18 protein-coding genes and 1 riboswitch are annotated in these 20,744 nt (G+C 62.8%); of the genes, 4 read left to right on the top strand and 14 right to left on the bottom strand.

Annotated elements, in window-relative coordinates; translation table 11 throughout:
- Positions 1-10 precede the first annotated feature (10 nt).
- The 3 genes from AC0IW7_RS14140 to AC0IW7_RS14150 all read right to left on the bottom strand — a co-directional run bounded on the left by AC0IW7_RS14140 (position 11) and on the right by AC0IW7_RS14150 (position 2,524).
- Positions 11-832 (bottom strand): aldo/keto reductase, encoded by an 822-nt coding sequence (locus AC0IW7_RS14140; RefSeq protein ID WP_471818826.1) that lies wholly within the window; start codon positions 830-832, stop codon positions 11-13.
- Positions 829-2,004: an NAD(P)/FAD-dependent oxidoreductase gene (locus AC0IW7_RS14145; protein WP_471818828.1), complete on the bottom strand. Its 1,176-nt coding sequence runs from the start codon at positions 2,002-2,004 to the stop codon at positions 829-831. The genes AC0IW7_RS14140 and AC0IW7_RS14145 overlap by 4 nt, the downstream gene beginning before the upstream one ends.
- Positions 2,005-2,191: 187 nt before the next feature.
- Complete coding sequence (locus AC0IW7_RS14150; protein WP_122493315.1) at positions 2,192-2,524, bottom strand: DMT family transporter; 333 nt, start codon at positions 2,522-2,524, stop codon at positions 2,192-2,194.
- 103 nt (positions 2,525-2,627) lie between these two features.
- Between AC0IW7_RS14150 and AC0IW7_RS14155 the strand changes: the two genes are divergently transcribed.
- Positions 2,628-3,512 carry a LysR family transcriptional regulator gene (locus AC0IW7_RS14155; protein WP_471818830.1) on the top strand — a complete coding sequence of 295 codons (885 nt, stop codon included), beginning with the start codon at positions 2,628-2,630 and terminating at the stop codon, positions 3,510-3,512.
- Positions 3,513-3,556: 44 nt separating this feature from the next.
- Positions 3,557-4,831 (top strand): lipid IV(A) 3-deoxy-D-manno-octulosonic acid transferase, encoded by a 1,275-nt coding sequence (gene waaA, locus AC0IW7_RS14160; RefSeq protein ID WP_471818831.1) that lies wholly within the window; start codon positions 3,557-3,559, stop codon positions 4,829-4,831.
- A gap of 140 nt (positions 4,832-4,971) precedes the next feature.
- Here the strand turns inward: waaA and AC0IW7_RS14165 are convergent, their stop codons facing one another.
- The 9 genes from AC0IW7_RS14165 to AC0IW7_RS14205 form a co-directional block, all read right to left on the bottom strand.
- Positions 4,972-5,676 carry a PqiC family protein gene (locus AC0IW7_RS14165; protein ID WP_471818833.1) on the bottom strand — a complete coding sequence of 235 codons (705 nt, stop codon included), beginning with the start codon at positions 5,674-5,676 and terminating at the stop codon, positions 4,972-4,974.
- A gap of 210 nt (positions 5,677-5,886) precedes the next feature.
- Entirely contained in the window at positions 5,887-8,139 is a 2,253-nt protein-coding gene (gene parC, locus AC0IW7_RS14170; protein ID WP_122493311.1) for a DNA topoisomerase IV subunit A, read from the bottom strand.
- Between the two features lie 7 nt (positions 8,140-8,146).
- Positions 8,147-8,632 carry a retropepsin-like aspartic protease family protein gene (locus tag AC0IW7_RS14175; RefSeq protein WP_471818980.1) on the bottom strand — a complete coding sequence of 162 codons (486 nt, stop codon included), beginning with the start codon at positions 8,630-8,632 and terminating at the stop codon, positions 8,147-8,149.
- A 35-nt stretch (positions 8,633-8,667) separates the two neighbouring features.
- Positions 8,668-9,633 (bottom strand): esterase-like activity of phytase family protein, encoded by a 966-nt coding sequence (locus AC0IW7_RS14180; protein WP_471818982.1) that lies wholly within the window; start codon positions 9,631-9,633, stop codon positions 8,668-8,670.
- 98 nt (positions 9,634-9,731) lie between these two features.
- Positions 9,732-11,636, bottom strand: coding sequence for a DNA topoisomerase IV subunit B (gene parE / locus AC0IW7_RS14185; protein ID WP_122493309.1), 1,905 nt, complete (start codon positions 11,634-11,636; stop codon positions 9,732-9,734).
- A gap of 20 nt (positions 11,637-11,656) precedes the next feature.
- Positions 11,657-12,274, bottom strand: a complete 618-nt coding sequence (locus tag AC0IW7_RS14190; RefSeq protein WP_471818835.1) for a YqiA/YcfP family alpha/beta fold hydrolase — start codon at positions 12,272-12,274, stop codon at positions 11,657-11,659.
- A 97-nt stretch (positions 12,275-12,371) separates the two neighbouring features.
- Positions 12,372-13,187: a 3',5'-cyclic-AMP phosphodiesterase gene (cpdA, locus tag AC0IW7_RS14195; RefSeq protein WP_471818836.1), complete on the bottom strand. Its 816-nt coding sequence runs from the start codon at positions 13,185-13,187 to the stop codon at positions 12,372-12,374.
- A 163-nt stretch (positions 13,188-13,350) separates the two neighbouring features.
- Complete coding sequence (locus AC0IW7_RS14200; RefSeq protein WP_122449547.1) at positions 13,351-13,803, bottom strand: DUF1249 domain-containing protein; 453 nt, start codon at positions 13,801-13,803, stop codon at positions 13,351-13,353.
- Entirely contained in the window at positions 13,794-14,411 is a 618-nt protein-coding gene (locus tag AC0IW7_RS14205; RefSeq protein WP_471818838.1) for an NUDIX domain-containing protein, read from the bottom strand. Before AC0IW7_RS14205 ends, AC0IW7_RS14200 begins: the two co-directional genes overlap by 10 nt.
- 208 nt (positions 14,412-14,619) lie before the next feature.
- Between AC0IW7_RS14205 and AC0IW7_RS14210 the strand changes: the two genes are divergently transcribed.
- A complete protein-coding gene (locus tag AC0IW7_RS14210; protein ID WP_471818839.1) occupies positions 14,620-15,366 on the top strand; it encodes an RsiV family protein in 747 nt (248 codons plus the stop codon).
- An 89-nt stretch (positions 15,367-15,455) separates the two neighbouring features.
- On the opposite strand, the gene cytX is transcribed toward AC0IW7_RS14210, so the two are convergent.
- Both cytX and thiC read right to left on the bottom strand, forming a co-directional pair.
- Positions 15,456-16,790 carry a putative hydroxymethylpyrimidine transporter CytX gene (gene cytX, locus AC0IW7_RS14215; protein ID WP_471818841.1) on the bottom strand — a complete coding sequence of 445 codons (1,335 nt, stop codon included), beginning with the start codon at positions 16,788-16,790 and terminating at the stop codon, positions 15,456-15,458.
- A gap of 146 nt (positions 16,791-16,936) precedes the next feature.
- On the bottom strand, positions 16,937-18,838 hold the full coding sequence (thiC, locus tag AC0IW7_RS14220) for a phosphomethylpyrimidine synthase ThiC (RefSeq protein ID WP_471818843.1): 1,902 nt from the start codon (positions 18,836-18,838) through the stop codon (positions 16,937-16,939).
- Between the two features lie 98 nt (positions 18,839-18,936).
- Positions 18,937-19,042, bottom strand: a riboswitch (TPP riboswitch).
- Positions 19,043-19,287: 245 nt separating this feature from the next.
- Here thiC and AC0IW7_RS14225 point away from each other — a divergent pair.
- The gene (locus AC0IW7_RS14225; protein ID WP_471818844.1) at positions 19,288-20,736 is read left to right on the top strand and encodes a TolC family outer membrane protein; all 1,449 of its coding nucleotides are present in this window, start codon (positions 19,288-19,290) and stop codon (positions 20,734-20,736) included.
- The last annotated feature ends 8 nt before the right edge of the window (positions 20,737-20,744 follow it).

Here is a 20,744-nt window from a genome sequence, read left to right on the forward strand (position 1 = left end):
CGTTATTGTTTTAAGCCCGCCCGAGAGAGTGGATGACGGACGCGGCGGTGGAGACGTTGTGTGACAGGTGCAGCGGATTGATGGTTCCGACTATCGCGCTGGCCACAGCCGGGTGCGCGAAGGCCAATTCGAAGCTGGCACGCACCGGATCAACGCCCGGTTCCAGACACACATGCCCGCTGGCCAGGGCTTTTTTCAGCAGAATGCCTTTGCCGTGCTGCCAAGCGTAGTCGAGCACCGGGCGTTCGCCCTGCTCATTGAGGTTGTAGGTGACCATGGCGCAGTCGCCGTGCTCCAGCGCCAACAAACCGCCTTCGACGGTTTTGCCGGAAAAGCCGTACGCGCCGATTTTGCCCTCTGCCTTTAGCGCCGCCAGGGTTTGATACACCTCATGTTGCTGCAGCACGTCGAGGTCGTTGCCGTCGGAATGCACCAGCACCAGGTCGATGCGGTCGGTTTCCAGGCGAGTAAGGCTGCGCTCGACTGACAGTCGGGTGTGGGCGGCGGAAAAGTCGTGGTGCGACAGACCGTCGGCAAATTCTTCGCCGACCTTGCTGACAATCACCCATTCGTCGCGCTGGCCACGCAGCAATGGCCCCAGCCGCTCCTCGCTGCGGCCATAGGCGGGCGCGGTGTCGATCAGGTTGATGCCCAGCTCGCGGGCCAGGCTCAGCAGCAGGCGCGCCTCGTGGTCGTCGGGAATCTGAAATCCATTCGGGTATTTCACCCCTTGGTCGCGCCCCAGCTTGACGGTGCCCAGCCCCAGCGGCGACACCCGCAGGCCGGTGCTGCCGAGCGGGCGATGCAGATCGTGCAGGGTTTTCTGGCTCATGGCAGCAGGCTCTCCCAGGCCGTTGGCGCCACGGGTGGACGCGGCAGCTCGGGGAGGGCGGGGTGATTGCCGGGCTGCACGTTGTCGCGTTTCAGCGCAGCCAGCACGCGGTCGGCGAAGTCGGGGGCGAGCGCCAGTTTGGTGGGCCAGCCGATCAGCAGGCGTTTGCTTTCGGTGAGGAAGGCGTTGTCCGGGCGAACCAGGCCGCTTTGCGCGGGCTCGGCGCGGTCGACGCGCAAGGTTGCCCAATGCGCCTGACTGAAATCGACCCACGGCAGCAGGTTGCTCAGCTCTTTCTGCGCGGCGGCGATTTGCGCCTGGCCGTCGCGAGCTACGCCGTCGGCCTCGGCGAGGTCGCCGCCCAGGTACCACAACCATTGGCCGTCAGCGGTGGGGTGGCTGGTGACGGTGACGCGCGGCTTGGGCCCGCCGCCGAGGCAATGGGCGTACAGCGGTTTGAGTGTCGGCCCCTTGACCATCACCATGTGCAGCGGCCGGCGCTGCATCAGCGGCTGGCTCTGGCCGAGGGCCGTGAGCAATGCGGCATTGCCGGCGCCCGCGCTGAGCACCACGCGTTGCGCACGTATTTCACGCCCGTCGACCGTAAGGCCCGCCAGCTCGCCGTTGTCGAGCAACGGTTCGATGTGCTCGCCGCTGAGCAAGCTGTCGCCCGCCAGTTCGGCCAGGCGCTGGATCAGGCTCGGCACATCCAGCACCAGCTCGTTGAGGCGGTACACCTTGCCTTTGAATTTGGGGTCTTGCAGGGCGGGCGGCAGGTCGGCGCCTTTGACTTGATCGACGCGTGAACGCACGGCCTTGCTGGCGAAGAAACTGGTCAGATTGCCGGCGAGCGTGCCGGGCGACCACAGGTAGTGGGCATTGGAAAGCACGCGCGCGCCGCGCAAGTCCAGCTCGCCGCTGCCCTCCAGCGCCTCGCGCCAGCGGCGCGGCATATCGGCGATGGCTTCGGAGGCGCCGGTCAGCGCGCCGTGTAACGCGTACTTGGCGCCGCCATGAATGATGCCCTGCGACTTCACGCTCTGCCCGCCGCCCAGGCTGGCGCTTTCAACCAATAGGGTGGCGAAACCTTGTTGGCGCAGGCGGGCATTGAGCCAGAGGCCGGCAATGCCGCCGCCAACGATGAGGATGTCAGTACTAAGGGCTTGGGACATGGGAGCCGCCTTCAGAAAAACAGGGCGGCAGTATAACGCTGGGTGTTGGAGGCGGGGACTTGCGTTGGGGCTGACCCTCTTCCCCCGCCCTCTCCCGCGAGCGGGCGAGGGGGCCAAATCGCGGGCCGCTTATCTCCCCTCGCCCGCCTGCGGGAGAGGGGCCGGGGGAGAGGGCCAGCCGTTTACATCAGTGCCCGGTCGTGCTGGAAAACAACTGAATCACCACCACCCCCGCCACGATCATGGCCATGCCCAACATCGCCGGTACATCGAGCTTCTGGCTGTAAATAATCGCCGCCGCGATGCTCACCAGCACAATGCCCAACCCGGCCCACACCGCGTATGCCACACCGACCGGAATGCTGCGCACCACCAGCGTCAGCATCCAGAAGGAGATGGCGTAGCCAACGATGACCAGCACCAATGGCAGCGGCTTGTTGAAGCCGTCGATGGCTTTCATCGAGGTGGTGGCGATCACTTCCGAGGCAATGGCAATGCCGAGGTACAGATAACCGGACATGGCGGCGCTCCTTTTATAGGCGACTGTTTCGATGGCGGGATTCTAAGCGCTGTGGCGATGGGATAAAGTCATTAGCTATCTGATTTAGAGATGGGTTGCCGCCATGCAGTGGAACTTCGAGCAGTTACGGTTGTTTGTCAGCGTGGCGGAAAGCCAGTCGTTCTCGGCGGTTGCCCGGCGTTTGGGGCGTGCGCAGTCGGCGGTGAGCAGCGCTATTGCGCTGTTGGAAGCCGACTTGGGCATGTTGCTGTTCGACCGCAGTAGCGGCCGTCAACCGCGTCTCACCGAGGTCGGGCAGGTGCTGCTGGAAGATGCGCGGGAAATCTTGCGCCAGTGCGAACGCTTGGAAGGTCGCGCCCTGGGGTTAGTCAGAGGGGAAGAAGCGTGCCTTCGTCTGGCACAAGATGAGGCCATGCCCTACCAACCTGTGCTCGATAGCCTAGAGGCGCTGGCGCGGCAATTTCCTCGTCTGGAAGTGCAGCTGTCCAGCGGCGCGCAGGGCGATGTGGCGGGGAAACTGCTAGACCGGCGCGCTGACCTTGGCTTGCTGTTCCACCACGAAAACATGCCGCGCGCCTTGGAGCGTCAGCGCCTGGGCACGATCGAGATGGTCACCGTGTGCGGCGCCGGGCACGCCTTGGCCAAGGCGCACTACGTCGACCGACACGCCCTGGCGCAACACCGGCAGCTGCTCATGGCACCGCAGGAACGGCACTACCCGGGCGGCGAGCAGATTAGCCCGGCGGTGTGGCGTACCGACAGCTTTTATTCCATGGCTGAGTTGGTGATGCGTAACTTGGGCTGGGCCTGGTTGCCGCGCCACGTCGCGCAATACCCGACCTATCTCAATCAACTGGTGGAACTGCGCAGCGACTGGACGCCGCCGCCGCTGGTGGTCGAATTGGTCTGTCGCCGTGATGAAGCCTTGGGGCCCGCGGCCGTGTGGCTGGCCGACTGCTTTGCTGAGCACCTGCAAGCAATCGGCTAAGCGAGGCGCTTCATCTTGATGATGAACTCAGTAAACTGCGCGGCATGAATAGAACCCTCTACACCGTGCTGTTTCACCTGGCCCTGCCGCTGATTGCGCTGCGTCTGTTGCTTCGCGCCCGCAAGGCGCCGGCCTATGGCCAACGCATTAATGAGCGCTTCGCTATCGGTTTGCCGCCGATGAAAACCGGCGGCATCTGGGTGCACGCCGTGTCGGTGGGCGAGAGCATTGCCGCCGCGCCGATGGTGCGCGCTCTGCGCCAGCGGTATCCGCAACTGCCGATCACCGTCACCTGCATGACGCCCACGGGCTCCGAGCGCATTCAGGCGCTGTTTGCTGGCGACCCGCTGATTCAACATTGCTATCTGCCGTATGACTTGCCGTGGGCGGCGGCGCGGTTTCTCGACCGTGCGCAGCCGAGGTTGGCGATCATCATGGAAACCGAGCTGTGGCCCAACCACATCCACCAGTGCGCGCGGCGGGGCATTCCGGTGGCGCTGGCCAACGGGCGCCTGTCTGAACGGTCGGCGCGCGGCTATGGGCGTTTCGCCAAGCTGACTGCGCCGATGCTTGCCGAAATGAGCCTGCTGGCCGTGCAAACCGACGCCGAAGCCGAGCGCTTTCGCAGCTTGGGCGCGCGGCCTGAATGCGTAACGGTGACCGGCTCGATCAAGTTCGACCTCAGCATTGACCCCGAACTGCTGCAACGCGCCCACGCGCTGCGCGTTGAATGGCAAGCCGAAGGCCGTCCGGTGTGGATCGCCGCCAGCACCCATGCCGGCGAAGACGAAATTGTGCTGGCCGCCCACCAACGCTTGCTTGCCAGGCACCGCGATGCGCTGTTGATCCTGGTGCCGCGCCATCCTGAGCGCTTCAACAGCGTGTTCGAGTTATGTGGCAAAGCAGGTCTGAACACCGTGCGCCGCTCCACCGCCGCGCCGGTCAACGACACCACGCAAGTGCTGCTCGGCGACACCATGGGCGAGCTGCTATTTCTCTATGCCCTGGCTGATGTCGCGTTGGTCGGCGGCAGCCTGGTCGCCAATGGCGGGCATAACCTGCTGGAACCGGCCGCGCTGGGCAAACCGGTATTGAGCGGACCGCATCTGTTCAACTTCCTCGACATCGCCGCGCAATTGCGCGATGCCCACGCCTTGCGCGAAGTGAACGACGCCCAGGCGCTGGCGGACGCGGTGGGCGAGCTGTGGCAGCAACCGCAGCAAGCCGAGCTGATGAGCGCGGCGGGGCTGGCGGTGATGCAGCGCAACAAGGGCGCGCTTGAGCGGTTGCTTGTCGGCTTGGGCGCGTTGTTGAAGTAAGACGGTGGCTACGCAATCGCATCGCGGCTAAAGCCGCTCCTACGGGCTGTGCAACCTGTGGGTGCGGCTTTAGCCGCGATGCTTTTTGACTGCTCCAGCCGCCCATAAAAAAACCGCCATCTCGGGCGGTTTTTTCTTTTCTAGAAGCGGAACACTTCGGTCTGCTGCCTGACCGGCGCCGCCTTTGGAATTTGCGGGGGTTCCGGCGTTTTGGCCGGAGTGGGAACGGCCGCTGGCTTGCGTGTTTCTTCGGCGATGGGTTGTTCCGACATTGGTTTGATGGCGGAGGCCAATTGCTCGGCCAGGCGCCGCAGTACCACGCTCTGCGCCCGCACCTGATCGGCCGAGCCGCCCAGGTGCGGTTCTTCGATATGAATCAGGCGACTGTCACGCAGTTGGCCGCGCCGATCCAGCAACCGCCATTGGGCATCCAGCACCGCTGGCTGCAGCGGGCCTGAGTCCATGCGGCTGATGGTCAACTCCACTTGCACGTCGGGCACGAAACCGGCACCGCCCGGCGCCATGACCAGGCGTTGGGTTTCCAGGCGCGAGGCCAGTTGGCGCAGCAATACTTGATCGATATCGGCGCCCAGCGCTCCGGCCCAGCGGGCTTCGGTGGCGGGCGTCAGGCTGCCGTCTGGTTGGCGTTGCAGCAGGGTGGGTTGTTGCAGGTAGTCGGCGATGGACACCGGCCCCAGCAGTACCGCGACGCCTTTGTTGGCGACCGGCATTTTCGGGTTGCCGCTGTCGAGCTGGTACAACGTCACCGGTTGCTGAGCGACGCAGCCGACCATGCTCAACAGGCTGGTCAGTAACAGTAGCGAGGAAATTCGCAACGAAATCATCTATCTCATCCAGGCAGCGGCGCGGGGCCGCTTGCAGTCAAAACACTGGGCCAAGGCCGGCTATCATCCGACAAACCCGCCTGTGACTCCAGCCTTGCGAAGGTTACCGCGTGCTTCGTGATGGCGAATTAGAGCGGCGCAGACGGACAAAACGCGCCGATCTTGCAGCGATCGGCGCGTTTCAAGCGGTACTGCGCGCCGTTCGTGCGGTTAGGCTTCGACCAGCAATCCGTCGACACGCTGGAAGCCGCGGGGCAGTTTGTTGCCGCGGCGGCCGCGTTCGCCTTTGTAATGCTCCAGATCGTCGGCTTTCAGCGACAGGGTGCGCTTGCCGGCTTGCAGCACCAGCGTGGCGCCTGCAGGCAACACGGCCAGTCCGGTGACGAACTCTTCGCGATTGGCGACGCGATCACCCGGTACGCCGATGATTTTGTTGCCCTTGCCTTTGCCCAGTTGCGGCAGGTCGGCGACTTTGAACAGCAGCAGGCGGCCTTCGGTGGTCACCGCCGCCAGCCAATCTTCCTCGCGGTTCGCCACCGGCTGCGGCAGCAACACTTTAGCGCCGTTGGGCAGGCTGAGCAGGGCCTTACCGGCCTTGTTCTTGGCTTGCAGGTCTTCACCTTTCACCACGAAGCCGTAGCCGGCGTCGGAGGCGATGACGAACAGCGCGTCGTCCTCGGGCAGCAACACGCATTCGAACGTGGCGCCTGGCGGTGGCGTCAGGCGGCCGGTCAGCGGTTCGCCCTGGCCCCGTGCGGACGGCAGCGAATGCGCGGCCAGCGAGTAGCTGCGCCCGGTGGAGTCGATAAATACCGCGTACTGGTTCGAGCGCCCCGGTGCCGAGGCTTTGAATTCGTCGCCGGCTTTGTAGGAGAGCGAGGTGGCGTCGATGTCGTGACCTTTGGCACAGCGCACCCAGCCTTTTTCCGACACCACCACGGTGACCGGCTCGGTGGGCATCAGCTCGGTTTCCGACAGTGCTTTGGCTTCGGCGCGCGCCACAATGGGCGAGCGGCGGTTGTCGCCGTAGGTTTCGGCGTCGGCGATCAGCTCGGTGCGCACCAGTTTGCGCAGTTTGGTTTCGCTGCCCAGCAGGGCCTGCAGCTTGGCTTGTTCTTTGGCGAGCTCTTCCTGTTCACCACGGATTTTCATCTCTTCCAACCGTGCCAATTGGCGCAGGCGGGTGTCGAGGATGTAATCGGCCTGGGTGTCGGTCAGCGCAAAGCGCTCCATCAGCACCGACTTGGGGTGGTCCTCGGTGCGGATGATATGAATGACTTCATCCAGGTTGAGGAAGGCGATCAGCAAGCCGTCCAACAGATGCAGGCGGCGCTCGACTTTATCCAGACGGAATTGCAGGCGACGGCGCACGGTGCCGATGCGGAACACCAGCCATTCGCTGAGCAGGTCGCGCAGGTTTTTCACCTGCGGTTTGCCGTCAAGGCCAATGATGTTGATGTTCACCCGGTAGCTGGATTCCAGCTCGGTGGTGGCGAACAGGTGCTGCATCAACTCGTCGGCATCGACGCGGTTGGAGCGCGGAATGATGACGATGCGGCACGGGTGTTCGTGGTCCGACTCATCGCGCAGGTCGGCAACCATCGGCAGCTTCTTCGCCTGCATCTGACCGGCGATCTGTTCCAGCACTTTGGCGCCCGACACTTGGTGCGGCAGCGCGGTAACAACGATGTCGCCATCTTCCACGCGGTACACCGCGCGCATACGCACCGAGCCTTTGCCGGTTTCGTAGATTTTCAGCAGATCGGCGCGCGGGGTAATCACTTCCGCTTCGGTCGGGTAATCCGGGCCGAGCACGTGTTCACACAGCTCTTCCACCGTCGCTTTCGGCTCATCGAGCAGGCGTACGCAGGCGCTGGCGACTTCGCGCAGGTTGTGCGGCGGTACGTCGGTGGCCATGCCCACAGCAATACCGGTGGTGCCGTTGAGCAGCAGGTTGGGCAGGCGCGCCGGCAGCACGGCGGGTTCGTCGAGCGTACCGTCGAAGTTCGGCACCCAGTCGGCGGTGCCTTGGCCCAGTTCGGTGAGCAGCACTTCCGAATAACGCGACAGGCGTGCTTCGGTGTAGCGCATGGCGGCGAAGGATTTCGGATCATCCGGCGCGCCCCAGTTGCCCTGGCCGTCGACCAGCGTGTAGCGATAGCTGAACGGCTGGGCCATCAGCACCATGGCTTCGTAGCACGCGGAGTCGCCGTGGGGGTGGAACTTACCCAGCACGTCACCGACGGTACGCGCCGATTTCTTGTGCTTGGAATCGGCGTCCAGGCCCAGCTCGCTCATGGCGTAGATGATGCGCCGCTGAACCGGCTTCAAGCCGTCGCCAATGTGTGGCAGGGCGCGGTCCATGATTACGTACATGGAATAGTTGAGGTAGGCCTGCTCGGTGAAGTCGGCCAGGGAGCGTCGCTCCACGCCGTCCAGGCTCAGGTCTAGAGAGTCGCTCATGCGTGCCTCATTGTGTGGTGGTCTGGCGCAGCACCAAAGTGCCGTCGCGCTGGGTGAATTCCAGTTGTTTGAGTGCGCTCATGCCCAGCAGCACTTCTTCGCCCTGCATGCCGGGCGCCACCAGGGCGCGCACGTTGTGCAGCACGATCTCGCCCAATTGCAGGCTGTCGATTCGGGTGCGGTAACCCGTGCTCATGCCGTTGGCAGTGCTCACGGTTACCGGCGCGCCGCGTTCCAACTTAAGGCTGTCGGCCATCTCGCCGGGAATGGCCACGTCGGTGGCGCCGGTGTCGAGCATAAACAGCACGGTGTTGCCATTAATGGCGCCGGTCGAAACAAAGTGGCCCTGGCCATTGCCAGCCAGGCGCACTTCGATAAAGCCCTGGCCGTGGGAAGACGTCGGCACCTGGTTCGGGTTGTGCTTTTTGTCTTCCCACTGCCCGAAAAAGTGCGTGGCCAACGCCAAGCCGGCGCCCCAGAACAGCACCCACATCACGCGACCAGCGCGGCGGCCGACGGTTTGTTCGGTCACGGCTTGGCGCTCCAGCCTTCAGCCGGCGCGGCAAAACGCCAGACGATGGGGCGGTCTTCACCGTCGCCACGGGCTTTGTTGCCGTTGTCTAGGCCGATCCAGGCACCTTGTTCATCGATGGTCAGCGCTTCTGCCATGCCCCATGGTTCGTCGTACTTGCGGGCGTCGGTCAGCGCTTCGTTGGCGAACGACCAACAGTGTTCGGCTTCGCCGGTGTCCACGGCGCGGCGGCAAATTCGGTGGGTCAGGCGCTCAAGGGTGTACAGATGATTCTTGTACAAGGCGAGGTCGCCGAAGTCTTTGGGCATGGGTTTGGTGCCCATTTGCGGCGGCGGCAGTTCGTCGCCGCCCTCGCTCATCAGCACGCAGCCACCGGCGCATTTCCAACTGCCGTCAACCTTGTGCAGCACCAGCAAGCCCCGGCGTTCGCGCTCGGCCGCCAGCCACAACCGTTCGGCCTTGGCATCGACCACCAGCCCTTCGAACAGCGCGTTGAAATGCAGCAACATGCCGCTGGCACGCGCCTGACGGACCATGCCCGGCGGCAGGTTCAGCCATTCGCCCGTGCCGGCCGGTGGAATCATCAGAACGGCCGACGCCGCTTCGCTGACCAGGTACCGGTTGCCCTTGGCATCGCAGCTGATGCCTTCGAAATCCAGCGCGCCGCCACGGGTCAGGCTGGCGAGCCAATTGCGCACGCGCGTGCCCCAGGGCAGCGGGCTTTGCGGTGCAGGCGGGGCGTCGAACAGTTCCACCTCGGCCTTAAGCACGGCGCCTTTGTTAATGAGGCGGTAAACGCGATCATCGTCGCGGTCGGACACCGTCCATAGCGCATCACCGCACCATGCCAGGCCAGACAAATTGCCGGTGGGCATGCCGTCTACCGCCTGTTCGCTGAGCAGTTTCAGCTCTTCGAAAGGCGGCTTAGGGGCCGGCGCTTGCTCGGGTTCGGCGGCATCCATGGCCACCACCGGTTGCGGTTTGGCGGCCGCAGGTGGGGGCGAGGTTTGCGCGAAAACGGGAGCAGCTATCAGCAGCAGGGCCGCGAACAGCTGGCGCATCAGGTCAGAACCTCGGCCAGGTCGCCTTTGGATTCCAGCCAGGTTTTACGGTCGCCCGCGCGTTTTTTCGCCAGCAACATGTCCATCAATTCCTGGGTCAGCTCGAAGTCTTCCAGGGTCAACTGCACCAGGCGGCGCGTGTTGGGGTCCATGGTGGTTTCGCGCAGTTGCGGCGGGTTCATCTCGCCCAGCCCTTTAAAGCGCGTGACCTGCGGCTTGCCGCGTTTTTTCTCGGCCACCAGGCGGTCGAGAATGCCATCGCGCTCCGCTTCGTCGAGGGCGTAGTAAATCTCTTTGCCCAGGTCGATGCGGTACAGCGGCGGCATGGCCACATACACGTGGCCGGCATCGACCAGCGCGCGGAAGTGCCGCACGAACAAGGCACAGAGCAAGGTGGCGATGTGCAGACCGTCCGAGTCGGCGTCGGCGAGGATGCAAATTTTGCCGTAGCGCAACTGCGAAAGGTCCGCCGCGCCGGGGTCGACACCAATGGCGACGGCTATGTTGTGCACTTCCTGGCTGGCCAGCACTTCACCGCCGTCCACTTCCCAGGTGTTCAGAATCTTGCCGCGCAGGGGAAGAATGGCTTGGAATTCTTTATCCCGTGCTTGCTTGGCCGAGCCGCCGGCGGAATCACCTTCCACCAGAAACAGCTCGGAGCGCATCGGGTCCTGGCCGGCGCAGTCGGCCAGCTTGCCAGGCAACGCCGGGCCTTGGGTGATGCGTTTGCGTTCAACTTTCTTACCGGCTTTCAGGCGCCGGCCGGCGTTGCTGATGGCCAGTTCCGCCAATTGCAGACCGAGTTCCGGGTGTTGGTTCAGCCACAGGCTAAAGGCATCTTTGACCACGCCGGAAACAAAGGCCGACGCTTCACGGGAGGACAAGCGCTCTTTGGTCTGCCCGGAGAATTGCGGCTCCTGCATCTTCATCGACAGCACAAAAGCGATGCGTTCCCACACGTCTTCCGGCGCCAGCTTCACGCCGCGCGGCAGCAGGCTACGGAATTCGCAAAACTCGCGCATCGCATCCAGCAGGCCTTGGCGCAGGCCGTTCACATGGGTGCCGCCTTGGGCGGTGGGAATCAGGTTGACGTAGCTTTCCTGCACGCTTTCGCCGCCCTCGGGCAGCCACAGCAAGGCCCAGTCAACGGCTTCTTTATTACCGGCCAGGCTGCCGCAGAACGGCTCGTTGGGCAGACGCTCAACTTCAGCGACGGAATCGGCCAGGTACGAGCGCAGGCCATCTTCGTAGAACCATTCAATTTTTTCGCCGCTGGCTTTGTCTTCAAAGCTCACCGACAGGCCCGGGCACAGCACGGCCTTGGCCTTGAGCACGTGCTTGAGGCGGCTTACGGAGAATTTGTGCGAGTCGAAGTATTTGCCGTCGGGCCAGAAATGCACGCTGGTGCCGGTATTGCGCTTGCCAACGGTGCCGATCACTTCCAGATCAGTGGCTTTGAAGCCGTCGGCGAAGGTCATGCGGTATTCGTTGCCGTCGCGTTTTACCCGCACTTCCACGCTGGTGGACAGCGCGTTAACGACCGAAATACCCACACCGTGCAGACCACCGGAGAATTGGTAGTTTTTGTTCGAAAACTTACCGCCGGCATGCAGTTTGGTCAGGATCAGCTCAACGCCCGGCACGCCTTCTTCAGGGTGGATGTCCACCGGCATCCCGCGGCCGTCGTCGCTCACTTCCAGCGAGTTGTCTTCGTGCAGGATCACCTGCACCGATCTGGCGTGGCCGGCCAGGGCTTCGTCGACGCTGTTGTCGATCACTTCCTGAGCCAGGTGGTTGGGACGGCTGGTGTCGGTGTACATGCCCGGGCGCTTGCGCACCGGATCGAGGCCGGAAAGGACTTCGATGGCGTCTGCGTTGTAAGAGCTGGAACCTTGCTGGGCCATGGGGTCTCGTTCGTCAGTCGTTAAATGTCGGAAAAGTCGAAATCGCGCCAGGTGCTCGAGGCAAACCCGGCAAACGCCAGCAAGGCCGGCAGGCGCTGGGCAAAACCCTGGAAGCCATGGTCGCCACCTGCCTGAATGCGCAGGGCGCAGTCCCGGTAGAAGGTCTGGGCGTGCCGATAATCAAGGGTTTCGTCGGCGGTCTGCAACCACACCTGATAGCGGGCGGGGTCGGCGGGGGCCGGCACTTCCAGTTCGCTCAAAGCGGTGACGTGGTCGAGGGTCAGTTCCCAGGTTTCGCCGGTGTAATAGTTGGTCTGGGTGCCCAGATGGCCGGCGAACAGGCGGTGAGGGTTGACCGCCGGGTTGATCACCAGCGCCTTCAAACCGTGGCGTTCGGCCAAGTGGGTCGCATAGTAGCCGCCAAGGGAGCTGCCGACCAGCGTCGGGCGGCCCAGCTCCATAATGGCTTCCTCCAGCTGCGCCATGGCCTGGCGCGGGTGGTGATGCAGCGCAGGCATACGCACCTGATCGGCCCAGCCGAGGCGCTGCATGACGCCACTCAGCTGGCTGGCTTTGTGCGACGCCGGGGAGCTGTTGAGGCCGTGTATATAAAGAAGGGTGGGGGTGTCGGTCAGCACGCGGGCGACTCCATAAAACCGTAGCGGCGCACTTTAGCAAAGATGGTGTGGGCGTTGGTTGGGTCGTTCTCCGATGGGCTGTCGCGCCGCGCGGCGGTCAGTAACCCTTGATGGTGTAATCGACCACGAAATGAATGCCGGTGACGCGGGAAACGCCGGTCTCCAGGCGGCCATCGTCGTGCAGGCGCAGCCAGCGGTAGCCCGGCGCGGTGTCGTCGACCTGAAACTCTTCGCTACCCGGTGCAAATTGCACACAGGTGGACGGCGAGGCCAGCAGGCGCACGTCGTTGCGCATCTGGTCGAATTCCTGGTGGATGTGTCCCCACAGCACCGCCTTCACTTGTGGAAAACGGTCGAGCACCGCGAACAATTCATCCGGATTGCGCAAGCCGATGGGCTCCATCCAACGGCAGCCGATGGACACCGGGTGGTGGTGGAAACACACCAGGTGATGACGGTCCGGGGCTTCGCTCAGGGCATTGACCAGCAGGTTCAGTTGCGCTTCTTCGAGGTAGCCAGGAACGGCGCCAGGAATGGAGGAATCGAGCACCGTCACGCGCCAATTGCCCACGTCCAGCACCGGCGCCATCAGCTCGGTGCCCACGCAGGCTTGCTGCATGGCCGGCAATTCGTCGTGGTTACCCGGAAACCAGCGCGCGACGCCAGGCAGCACGGCGGTCATTTCACGGAAGCGGTTATAGGATTGCAGCGAGCCATCTTGAGAAAGATCGCCGGTGGCGAGCATCAAATCGATGTGCGGCTGTTCGCTCTGCACGCGTTCGATGACTTTTTCCAGGCTGTGACGGGTGTCCATGCCCAGCAGTTTGCCGTCCGCTTCTGCAAATAAATGGCTGTCGGACAGCTGCACCAGCAGCACCGACGAATCAGCAGAGGGAATGGACGAGCTCGGCAAGGCCGTCTCCTTGAGCGGTTTGGTGAGAATTATGATTGTTTAGCACGCTACCGGTAAAGGCAGGATGTGGACATGGGTCACAGTTAAGTGGCGTGGTAGAGCGAAAAGTTCTCTTTCGAGAACGCCACTGCGTGACGCCGCATGGTCTAAACGCAGGGACGTTCTACCGCACAGGTTCCAGTTCGTGACCGCACGCCAGGCAATGACTGAGCCATTCGCCGAGGAATAGGTTTAGCTGGGTTTTCTCATCCGGCTGGTGCATCGCCGCATTGGGGTACGCGTAAATGCTGCGAAACCGCCGCGCATTCTCGGCGCTCACCACTTCGGCCATACGCGCATCGTGGTACACGCGCACTTCCAGCCGGGGAATCGGCAACCACGGCAAGCTGTGTTCCTGACGTACCTGCAACGTGGTGGTGTAAGGGCAGGCCTCCAACACATCCAGCGCCAGCACACCGAGCAAGCGTTCGCCCTGACTCAACGCCACGCGCCGCGAGCCGCGCTCGTCGCGCATGGCCGGCAGCAGCCGCATCAGCCGCGCGTAGTTGGCCTCGCAGGCTGCTTGCAGTTCGATCAGGTCGACGCGGTAGCGGTCGCGCAGCAGGGTTACGCCCACATTCCCCTCACTTCAGCACGGTTAAGTGCCAGCCATTGAATGGCAATGATCGTTGCCGCGTTATAAATCCGCCCGTCACGAACCGCCGCCAGGGCGTCTTCGAAGGGCACTACGTGCACGCGAATGTCTTCGCCTTCTTCTTCCAATCCGTGTACGCCGCCGGCATTGCTGCTGTCGCAACGACCGATGTACAGGTGCACTTTTTCATCCGAGCCACCGGGCGAAGGGAAGTACCAAGGCAGGGGCCACAGGGCGCCCAGCTCGAGGTCGGCTTCTTCCACTGCTTCACGGCGAGCCACTTCTTCGGGCTGCTCGTCTTTGTCGATCAACCCGGCCACCAATTCCAGCAGCCACGGATTGACGCCTTTGGTCATGGCGCCGACGCGAAATTGTTCGATCAGCACCACGTTGTCGGCCTTGGGGTCGTACGGCAACACGCAGACGGCGTCGTGGCGCACGAACAGCTCGCGGCTGATTTTCGGGCCCATGTCGCCGGAGAACTGGCGATGGCGCAGGTGCAGGCGGTCGACCTTGTAGAAGCCCTTGAAGCAGTTTTCCCGCTCAACGATTTCTACGTCATCCGGGCCTGGCGTGAAGGTCTTGGTCATCGGTTACCTATTCGCTACTGAAACGTCGATTGCTGTCATCCTAGCTTGCCTCGGCGAGCACCGCAGCCCCTTTCAAGAATGCTGACGGGCTGAGAGGATAGCCGCCCACGCAAAAGCCACAAACGCCGAACTCATGTGGGCAACGGCAGTCGAAGCCCGACACTTGCTGTTTTCCACCCGCGTAAATTTGCCTCCGCCAAGGAATGCCATGTCCCTGTTGAAAGCCTGTTCACCTCTCGCTCTGGCCCTGCTGCTCGGCGGCTGCGCCAGCCTGTTTCAGCCCGACTTGACCGACAAGCTGGACGTTAAACGCACGGCCTGGGAACACACCCAGCCGGGCTGCCAGGGCAGCGATTGTCCGTTGGTCAATATCGACACCGTCAGCTTTGCCGACGAGCCGCAACTGACCGCATTGATCGACCAGCGTCTGCGCCAGATGACCGTCAACACCCCCGACGCCACCTTGCCCGCGACGTTGCAGGGCTACGAAAAAAGCTTTCTGCAATCAGCCGAGCCGGGTTGGTCGAGCTACCTGCAAGCCAAAGTACGCGAGCAGCATGACGGCCTGGTGATCATCGAATTGTCCAGTTACCTGTTCACTGGCGGCGCCCACGGTATGCCGGGTCGGCAGCTGATCAACTACGACCGCAAACTGCACAAAGTACTGACGCTGCAAGACATCCTCATCCCCGGCCAGGAAGCGGCTTTCTGGCAGGCCGCCGAGCTGGCGCACAAAGGTTGGCTGATGGCCAACAAGCTCGACCAGGATCCTGAATTCGTCAAAACCTGGCCATTTATGCGCACCGACAACATCGGCCTGACCTTTGGCGCCGTGAGCCTGATGTACGACGTGTACAGCATTGCGCCGTACGCTTCCGGGCACCCGGAGTTGAAAATTCCGTACCCGCGCTTGAATGGCATTGTTAAGCCGCAGTATTTCCCGGGTCGCGGTTAACTCGAAAAGCATCGCGGCTAATCGGAATGCCGCCCAACCGCTCCCACAGGAATCGCAAACCTGTAGGAGCGGCTTCAGCCGCGAGCTTTTTACGCCCGCGCTGCCACCGTTCTGGCGCTCACGCTGCCCAACGCAAACTGCAACACCCCCGCCACGATCAGCGCCGGCAACGTCGCGCCCAGTTCTGGATAGAAGTTAGCCAGCAGATGGTAAGTCGCCACGCCACCCGCCCACGCTGCCAACGCAGACCAGCGCAGCGCGTGCGGCATGACCGCGCTGGCGCGGCGACGCAGGATGAAGTGGTCGACCAGCACCACGCCAAACAGCGGCGCAAATACCGAACCGATCAGCAGCAGGAAGTTCTGGTACTGCGCCAGCGGGGCCACGCAGGCGATCACGGTGCACATCACGCCGATGGCCAGCGCCAGGTGCTCCACTTTCACGCGGACAAACGTGCCGCTGGAAACGGCCGCCGAATGAACGTCGGCGAAGGCGTTTTCCGATTCATCCAGCAAAATCAGCAGCAACGGAATACCCAGGCCGGCACCCGCCAATGCCAGCAGCAGCGCGTTCGCTTCACCGCTCGGCGCGAACGCCAGGGTGTACGCCACGCCCAGGCCCATCAGCCACACGTTGCCAATAAAGAAGCCCACGGCGGTGCCGCCGAATACGCTGCCGGCGCGCTTGCCGAAACGCGAGTAGTCGGCAATCAGCGGCAGCCACGACAGCGGCATGGCGATGGCGATGTCAAAACCCAGGGCGAATGGCAACGAGCCGTCACCGCGCTGTGCCCAAAGGGTGGCGAGATCGGCTTTGGCGAACAGGTTCCAGGTCAGCCAAATGCAGGCGCCGAGCAACAGCCAAACGCCCCATTTGCGCAGCACTTGCCGCACGAACGTGAGCGGCCCGGTGACCGCCAACAGGGTAACGAGCGCACCGAACAACAAGGTCCAGAGCAGCGGTTGCGTCCACAGACTCTCTTCGCCGAACGCGCGGGTGGCCAGCAGGCTGGCGGCGTCGCGCATCACGATAATTTCGAACGAGCCCCAGCCAACCAGCTGCAGCAAATTCAACAACGCCGGCAGGCTGGCGCCCTGGTTGCCGAGGCTGAGTTTGATCGCGGCCATGGAGGCCAGGCCGGTGTCGCTGCCAATCACGCCAACGGCCGCCAACAGCAACACGCCGACGGCGGTGCCGAGGGCGATTGCCAGCAAACCGAAGGCCAGGCCCAGGCCGGGGGCGAGGAGGGCGCCGGTTTGCAGCACCATCAGGCCGATGCCGAGGGAAAACCACAGGGAAAATAGATCACGCGCGCCGAACACGCGCTGGCTGGCCGGGACGGCGAGATCGGGGGAATAAGTGCTGGGTGTGTTCACGGCTTTTTGTTCTCGGGGATGGTTTTGGTGGGTAAGGGGGATCGACATGCGAGCCAGCCCCCTCTCCCTAGCCCTCTCCCCGCTGGGGCGAGGGGACTGATTCGTGCTGTGACCAAGATGGCGGTCCATCGCCGCTTAGCCCCCTCTCCCCGAGGGGGAGAGGGTTGGGGAGAGGGCTTTCCCTCCCTGCCGCGCTAGATCTTTTTATACAACTGACTACCTTCCTGCTTAAACCGCTCAGCCTGCTCCTGCATGCCTTGCTGCACGTCGATATCCACCGCCTCTATGCGTTGATTGGCGGCGTATTCGCGCACTTCCTGGGTAATTTTCATCGAGCAGAATTTCGGCCCGCACATGGAGCAGAAGTGCGCAACCTTGGCCGAATCCTTGGGCAGGGTTTCGTCGTGGTAGGCGCGCGCGGTGTCGGGGTCGAGGCCGAGGTTGAACTGGTCTTCCCAGCGGAATTCGAAGCGTGCTTTGGAAAGCGCGTTGTCGCGGATCTGCGCGCCCGGATGGCCCTTGGCAAGGTCGGCGGCGTGGGCCGCGATCTTGTAAGTGATGATGCCGGTCTTGACGTCATCCTTGTTCGGCAAGCCCAGGTGTTCCTTGGGCGTGACGTAGCAGAGCATGGCGCAGCCGAACCAGCCGATCATCGCGGCGCCGATGCCCGAGGTGATGTGGTCGTAGCCGGGTGCAATGTCGGTGGTCAGCGGGCCGAGGGTGTAGAACGGCGCCTCGTCACAGCATTCCAGCTGCTTGTCCATGTTCTCTTTGATCAGCTGCATGGGCACGTGGCCTGGGCCTTCGATCATGCATTGCACATCGTGCTTCCAGGCGATTTTGGTCAGCTCGCCGAGGGTTTCCAATTCGCCGAATTGCGCGGCGTCGTTGGCGTCGGCAATCGAGCCGGGGCGCAGGCCGTCGCCAAGGGAGAACGACACGTCGTAGGCCTTCATGATTTCGCAGATGTCGTCGAAGTGCGTGTACAGGAAGTTCTCTTTATGGTGCGCCAGGCACCACTTGGCCATGATCGAGCCGCCGCGCGAGACGATGCCGGTCACGCGTTTGGCGGTCAGCGGCACGTAGCGCAAGAGCACGCCGGCGTGAATGGTGAAGTAGTCCACGCCTTGTTCGGCTTGCTCGATCAGGGTGTCGCGGAACAACTCCCAGGTCAGGTCTTCGGCCGCGCCGCCGACCTTTTCCAGTGCCTGGTAGATCGGCACGGTGCCGATGGGCACGGGCGAGTTGCGGATGATCCATTCGCGGGTTTCGTGAATGTGCTTGCCGGTGGACAAGTCCATGACGGTGTCCGAACCCCAGCGAATGCCCCAGGTCAGCTTGGCCACTTCTTCTTCAATAGAAGAACCCAGGGCGCTGTTGCCGATGTTGCCGTTGATCTTCACCAGGAAGTTGCGGCCGATGATCATCGGCTCCAGTTCGACGTGGTTGATGTTGGCGGGAATGATGGCGCGGCCGCGGGCGATTTCTTCGCGCACGAACTCGGCGGTGATTTCTTTGGGAATGCTGGCGCCGAAGCTATGACCGGAGTGCTGTTGGTCGAGCAGGCCGGCGGCGCGGTGTTCCTGGAGTTTCATGTTCTCGCGAATGGCGACGAACTCCATCTCCGGGGTGATGATGCCCTGGCGTGCGTAGTGCATCTGGCTGACGTTGGCGCCCGCTTTGGCGCGGCGCGGGTTGCGCACGTGGGCAAAGCGCATGGCGGTGAGTTCAGGGTTGCTTAGGCGTTCCTGGCCAAAATGGGAGCTGAGGCCCGACAGGCGCTCGGTGTCGCCACGGGCTTCGATCCACGGCGAGCGAATGTCGGCGAGGCCTTTGCGCACGTCGATTTGCACGGCGGGGTCGGTGTAGGGGCCAGAGGTGTCGTACACCAGAACGGGGGCGTTAATCTCTCCACCGCTCTCTGTCCCTGAAAACCCGGTCGGGGTGACGTCAAGGCTGATTTCGCGCATCGGCACGAGAATGTCCGGGCGCGAACCCTGTACATAAATCTTCTGCGAACGGGTGAAGGGTTGTACGGATTGCTGATCGACCTGGGCGCTCTCGCTCAAGTTTTTTAGTTGTTGTTTTGTGCTCATCAAGGCTCTCCAACGTCATCCTGAACGGGATTGTCGGAGTGGACCTGAAGGGGCAGAGGTGCACCGGGGCTGGTGCCAGAGGACTCGCAAACGGACGGCATGCGAGCAATCTTGTTCCCTACGCAGGCGTTAACCTGATCAGGTTCAACGGGATCCGGATTAACCGATCTCAGCCTTTCACTCAAGGCACCCCGACAAGAACTCGGCCACTCTAAACAAGGGTCGTGAGAAAACCAACCCCGAAGTCAAAAAAGTCTGACCGGTGCGTCGGATCATGACGACGCCAGCGTCGCCTAAAGATGATTGTTGCGGGCAAGCAACATAGCTTGTCGCAAACTACACTCACGGCGCGTTCAGGGCGCTTGACCCCCTGCAGCGCGCCCCTTAGCCTTGCCCATCACCGCCCCGCTGCCGCTGGTTCAGGGGCCACACCAATTAGGATGATTAGCATGCTGCGCAGACTTTCCCTGGCACTTGCCGTGGCTTCAGCATCAAGCGGCGCTGCCTGGGCAGCGGAAGCACCCCTGTCAGCCAAGACAGACCTGGTGAGCGTTTATCAGGAAGCGGTCAACAACAACGCCGACCTGGCCGCCGCCCGCGCCGACTATGAAGCCCGCAAAGAAGTGGTGCCTCAGGCCCGCGCCGGGCTGCTGCCGAATATCTCCGGCGGCGCCAACATGAGCAACAGCCGCACCAAGGTCGAGACTTCTGCCGGTGACCCGAGCCTGAGCCGCAGCGGCACCGTGTACCAGGCGACCCTGAGCCAACCGATTTTCCGCGCCGACCGCTGGTTCCAACTCCAAGCCGCCGAAGCCATTGACGAGCAAGCCTCGCTGGAACTGTCCGCCACCGAACAGAACCTGATTCTGCAAACCGCCGAAGCCTATTTCGCTGTGCTGCGCGCGCAAGACAACCTGGCCTCGACCAAGGCCGAAGAAGCGGCGTTCCAACGTCAACTCGACCAGGCCAATGAGCGCTTCGATGTCGGCCTCTCGGATAAAACCGACGTACTTGAAGCCCAGGCCAGCTTCGACACCGCCCGCGCCAACCGCATCCTGGCGCAGCGCTCGGTAGACGATTCGTTCCAGTCGTTGATTACCCTGACCAACCACGACTACAACTCGGTTGAAGGCATCAAACATACCCTGCCGGTCCTGGCCCCCGCGCCGAACGACGCCAAAGCCTGGGTCGACACCGCCGCGCAGCAGAACCTCAACCTGCAAGCCAGCAACTTTGCCGTTAACGCCGCCGAAGAAACCCTGCGTCAACGCAAGGCCGGCCACGCGCCGACCGTTGATGCCGTGGCGCAATACCAGCGCGGCGACAACGACAGCCTCGGCTACGTCAACAGCGGCACCTTTGGCGCGCCGCGTTACAACGGCGACGTTGAGCAACGCAGCATTGGCCTGCAGTTGAATATCCCGATCTACAGCGGCGGCCTTACCAGTTCACAAGCGCGTGAGGCTTACCAGCGCCTGAACCAGGCCGAGCAGCAGCGCGAAAGCCTGCGTCGCCAAGTGGTGGAAAACACTCGCAACCTGCACCGCGCGGTAAACACTGACGTGGAAACCGTGCAGGCGCGCAAGCAGTCGATCATCTCCAACCAGAGCGCGCTGGAAGCGACCGAGATCGGCTACCAGGTCGGTACGCGCAACATCGTCGACGTGCTCGACGCCCAGCGTCAGCTCTACAGTTCGGTGCGTAACTACAACAACGCCCGCTATGACTACATTCTCGACAACCTGCGCCTGAAGCAGGCCGCTGGTACGTTGAGCCCGGCGGATCTGGAAACCCTGGCGCGCTTCCTCAAGCCCGACTACAACCCGGACAAGGATTTCTTGCCGCCAGATCTGGCCAAGTCGGCTGAGCAGAACCTCAAGGCCAAACCGGAATATTGATCCGATGA

The organism is Pseudomonas sp. AC229, assembly GCF_979254655.1.

Bases quoted from the DNA above. Each gene is read 5' to 3' on its own strand.
- AC0IW7_RS14140 (WP_471818826.1), bottom strand. From the start codon at position 832: ATGAGCCAGAAAACCCTGCACGATCTGCATCGCCCGCTCGGCAGCACC.
- AC0IW7_RS14145 (WP_471818828.1), bottom strand. From the start codon at position 2,004: ATGTCCCAAGCCCTTAGTACTGACATCCTCATCGTTGGCGGCGGCATT.
- AC0IW7_RS14150 (WP_122493315.1), bottom strand. From the start codon at position 2,524: ATGTCCGGTTATCTGTACCTCGGCATTGCCATTGCCTCGGAAGTGATC.
- AC0IW7_RS14155 (WP_471818830.1), top strand. From the start codon at position 2,628: ATGCAGTGGAACTTCGAGCAGTTACGGTTGTTTGTCAGCGTGGCGGAA.
- waaA (WP_471818831.1), top strand. From the start codon at position 3,557: ATGAATAGAACCCTCTACACCGTGCTGTTTCACCTGGCCCTGCCGCTG.
- AC0IW7_RS14165 (WP_471818833.1), bottom strand. From the start codon at position 5,676: ATGATTTCGTTGCGAATTTCCTCGCTACTGTTACTGACCAGCCTGTTG.
- parC (WP_122493311.1), bottom strand. From the start codon at position 8,139: ATGAGCGACTCTCTAGACCTGAGCCTGGACGGCGTGGAGCGACGCTCC.
- AC0IW7_RS14175 (WP_471818980.1), bottom strand. From the start codon at position 8,632: ATGTGGGTGCTGTTCTGGGGCGCCGGCTTGGCGTTGGCCACGCACTTT.
- AC0IW7_RS14180 (WP_471818982.1), bottom strand. From the start codon at position 9,633: ATGGATGCCGCCGAACCCGAGCAAGCGCCGGCCCCTAAGCCGCCTTTC.
- parE (WP_122493309.1), bottom strand. From the start codon at position 11,636: ATGGCCCAGCAAGGTTCCAGCTCTTACAACGCAGACGCCATCGAAGTC.
- AC0IW7_RS14205 (WP_471818838.1), bottom strand. From the start codon at position 14,411: ATGACCAAGACCTTCACGCCAGGCCCGGATGACGTAGAAATCGTTGAG.
- AC0IW7_RS14210 (WP_471818839.1), top strand. From the start codon at position 14,620: ATGTCCCTGTTGAAAGCCTGTTCACCTCTCGCTCTGGCCCTGCTGCTC.
- cytX (WP_471818841.1), bottom strand. From the start codon at position 16,790: ATGTCGATCCCCCTTACCCACCAAAACCATCCCCGAGAACAAAAAGCC.
- thiC (WP_471818843.1), bottom strand. From the start codon at position 18,838: ATGAGCACAAAACAACAACTAAAAAACTTGAGCGAGAGCGCCCAGGTC.
- AC0IW7_RS14225 (WP_471818844.1), top strand. From the start codon at position 19,288: ATGCTGCGCAGACTTTCCCTGGCACTTGCCGTGGCTTCAGCATCAAGC.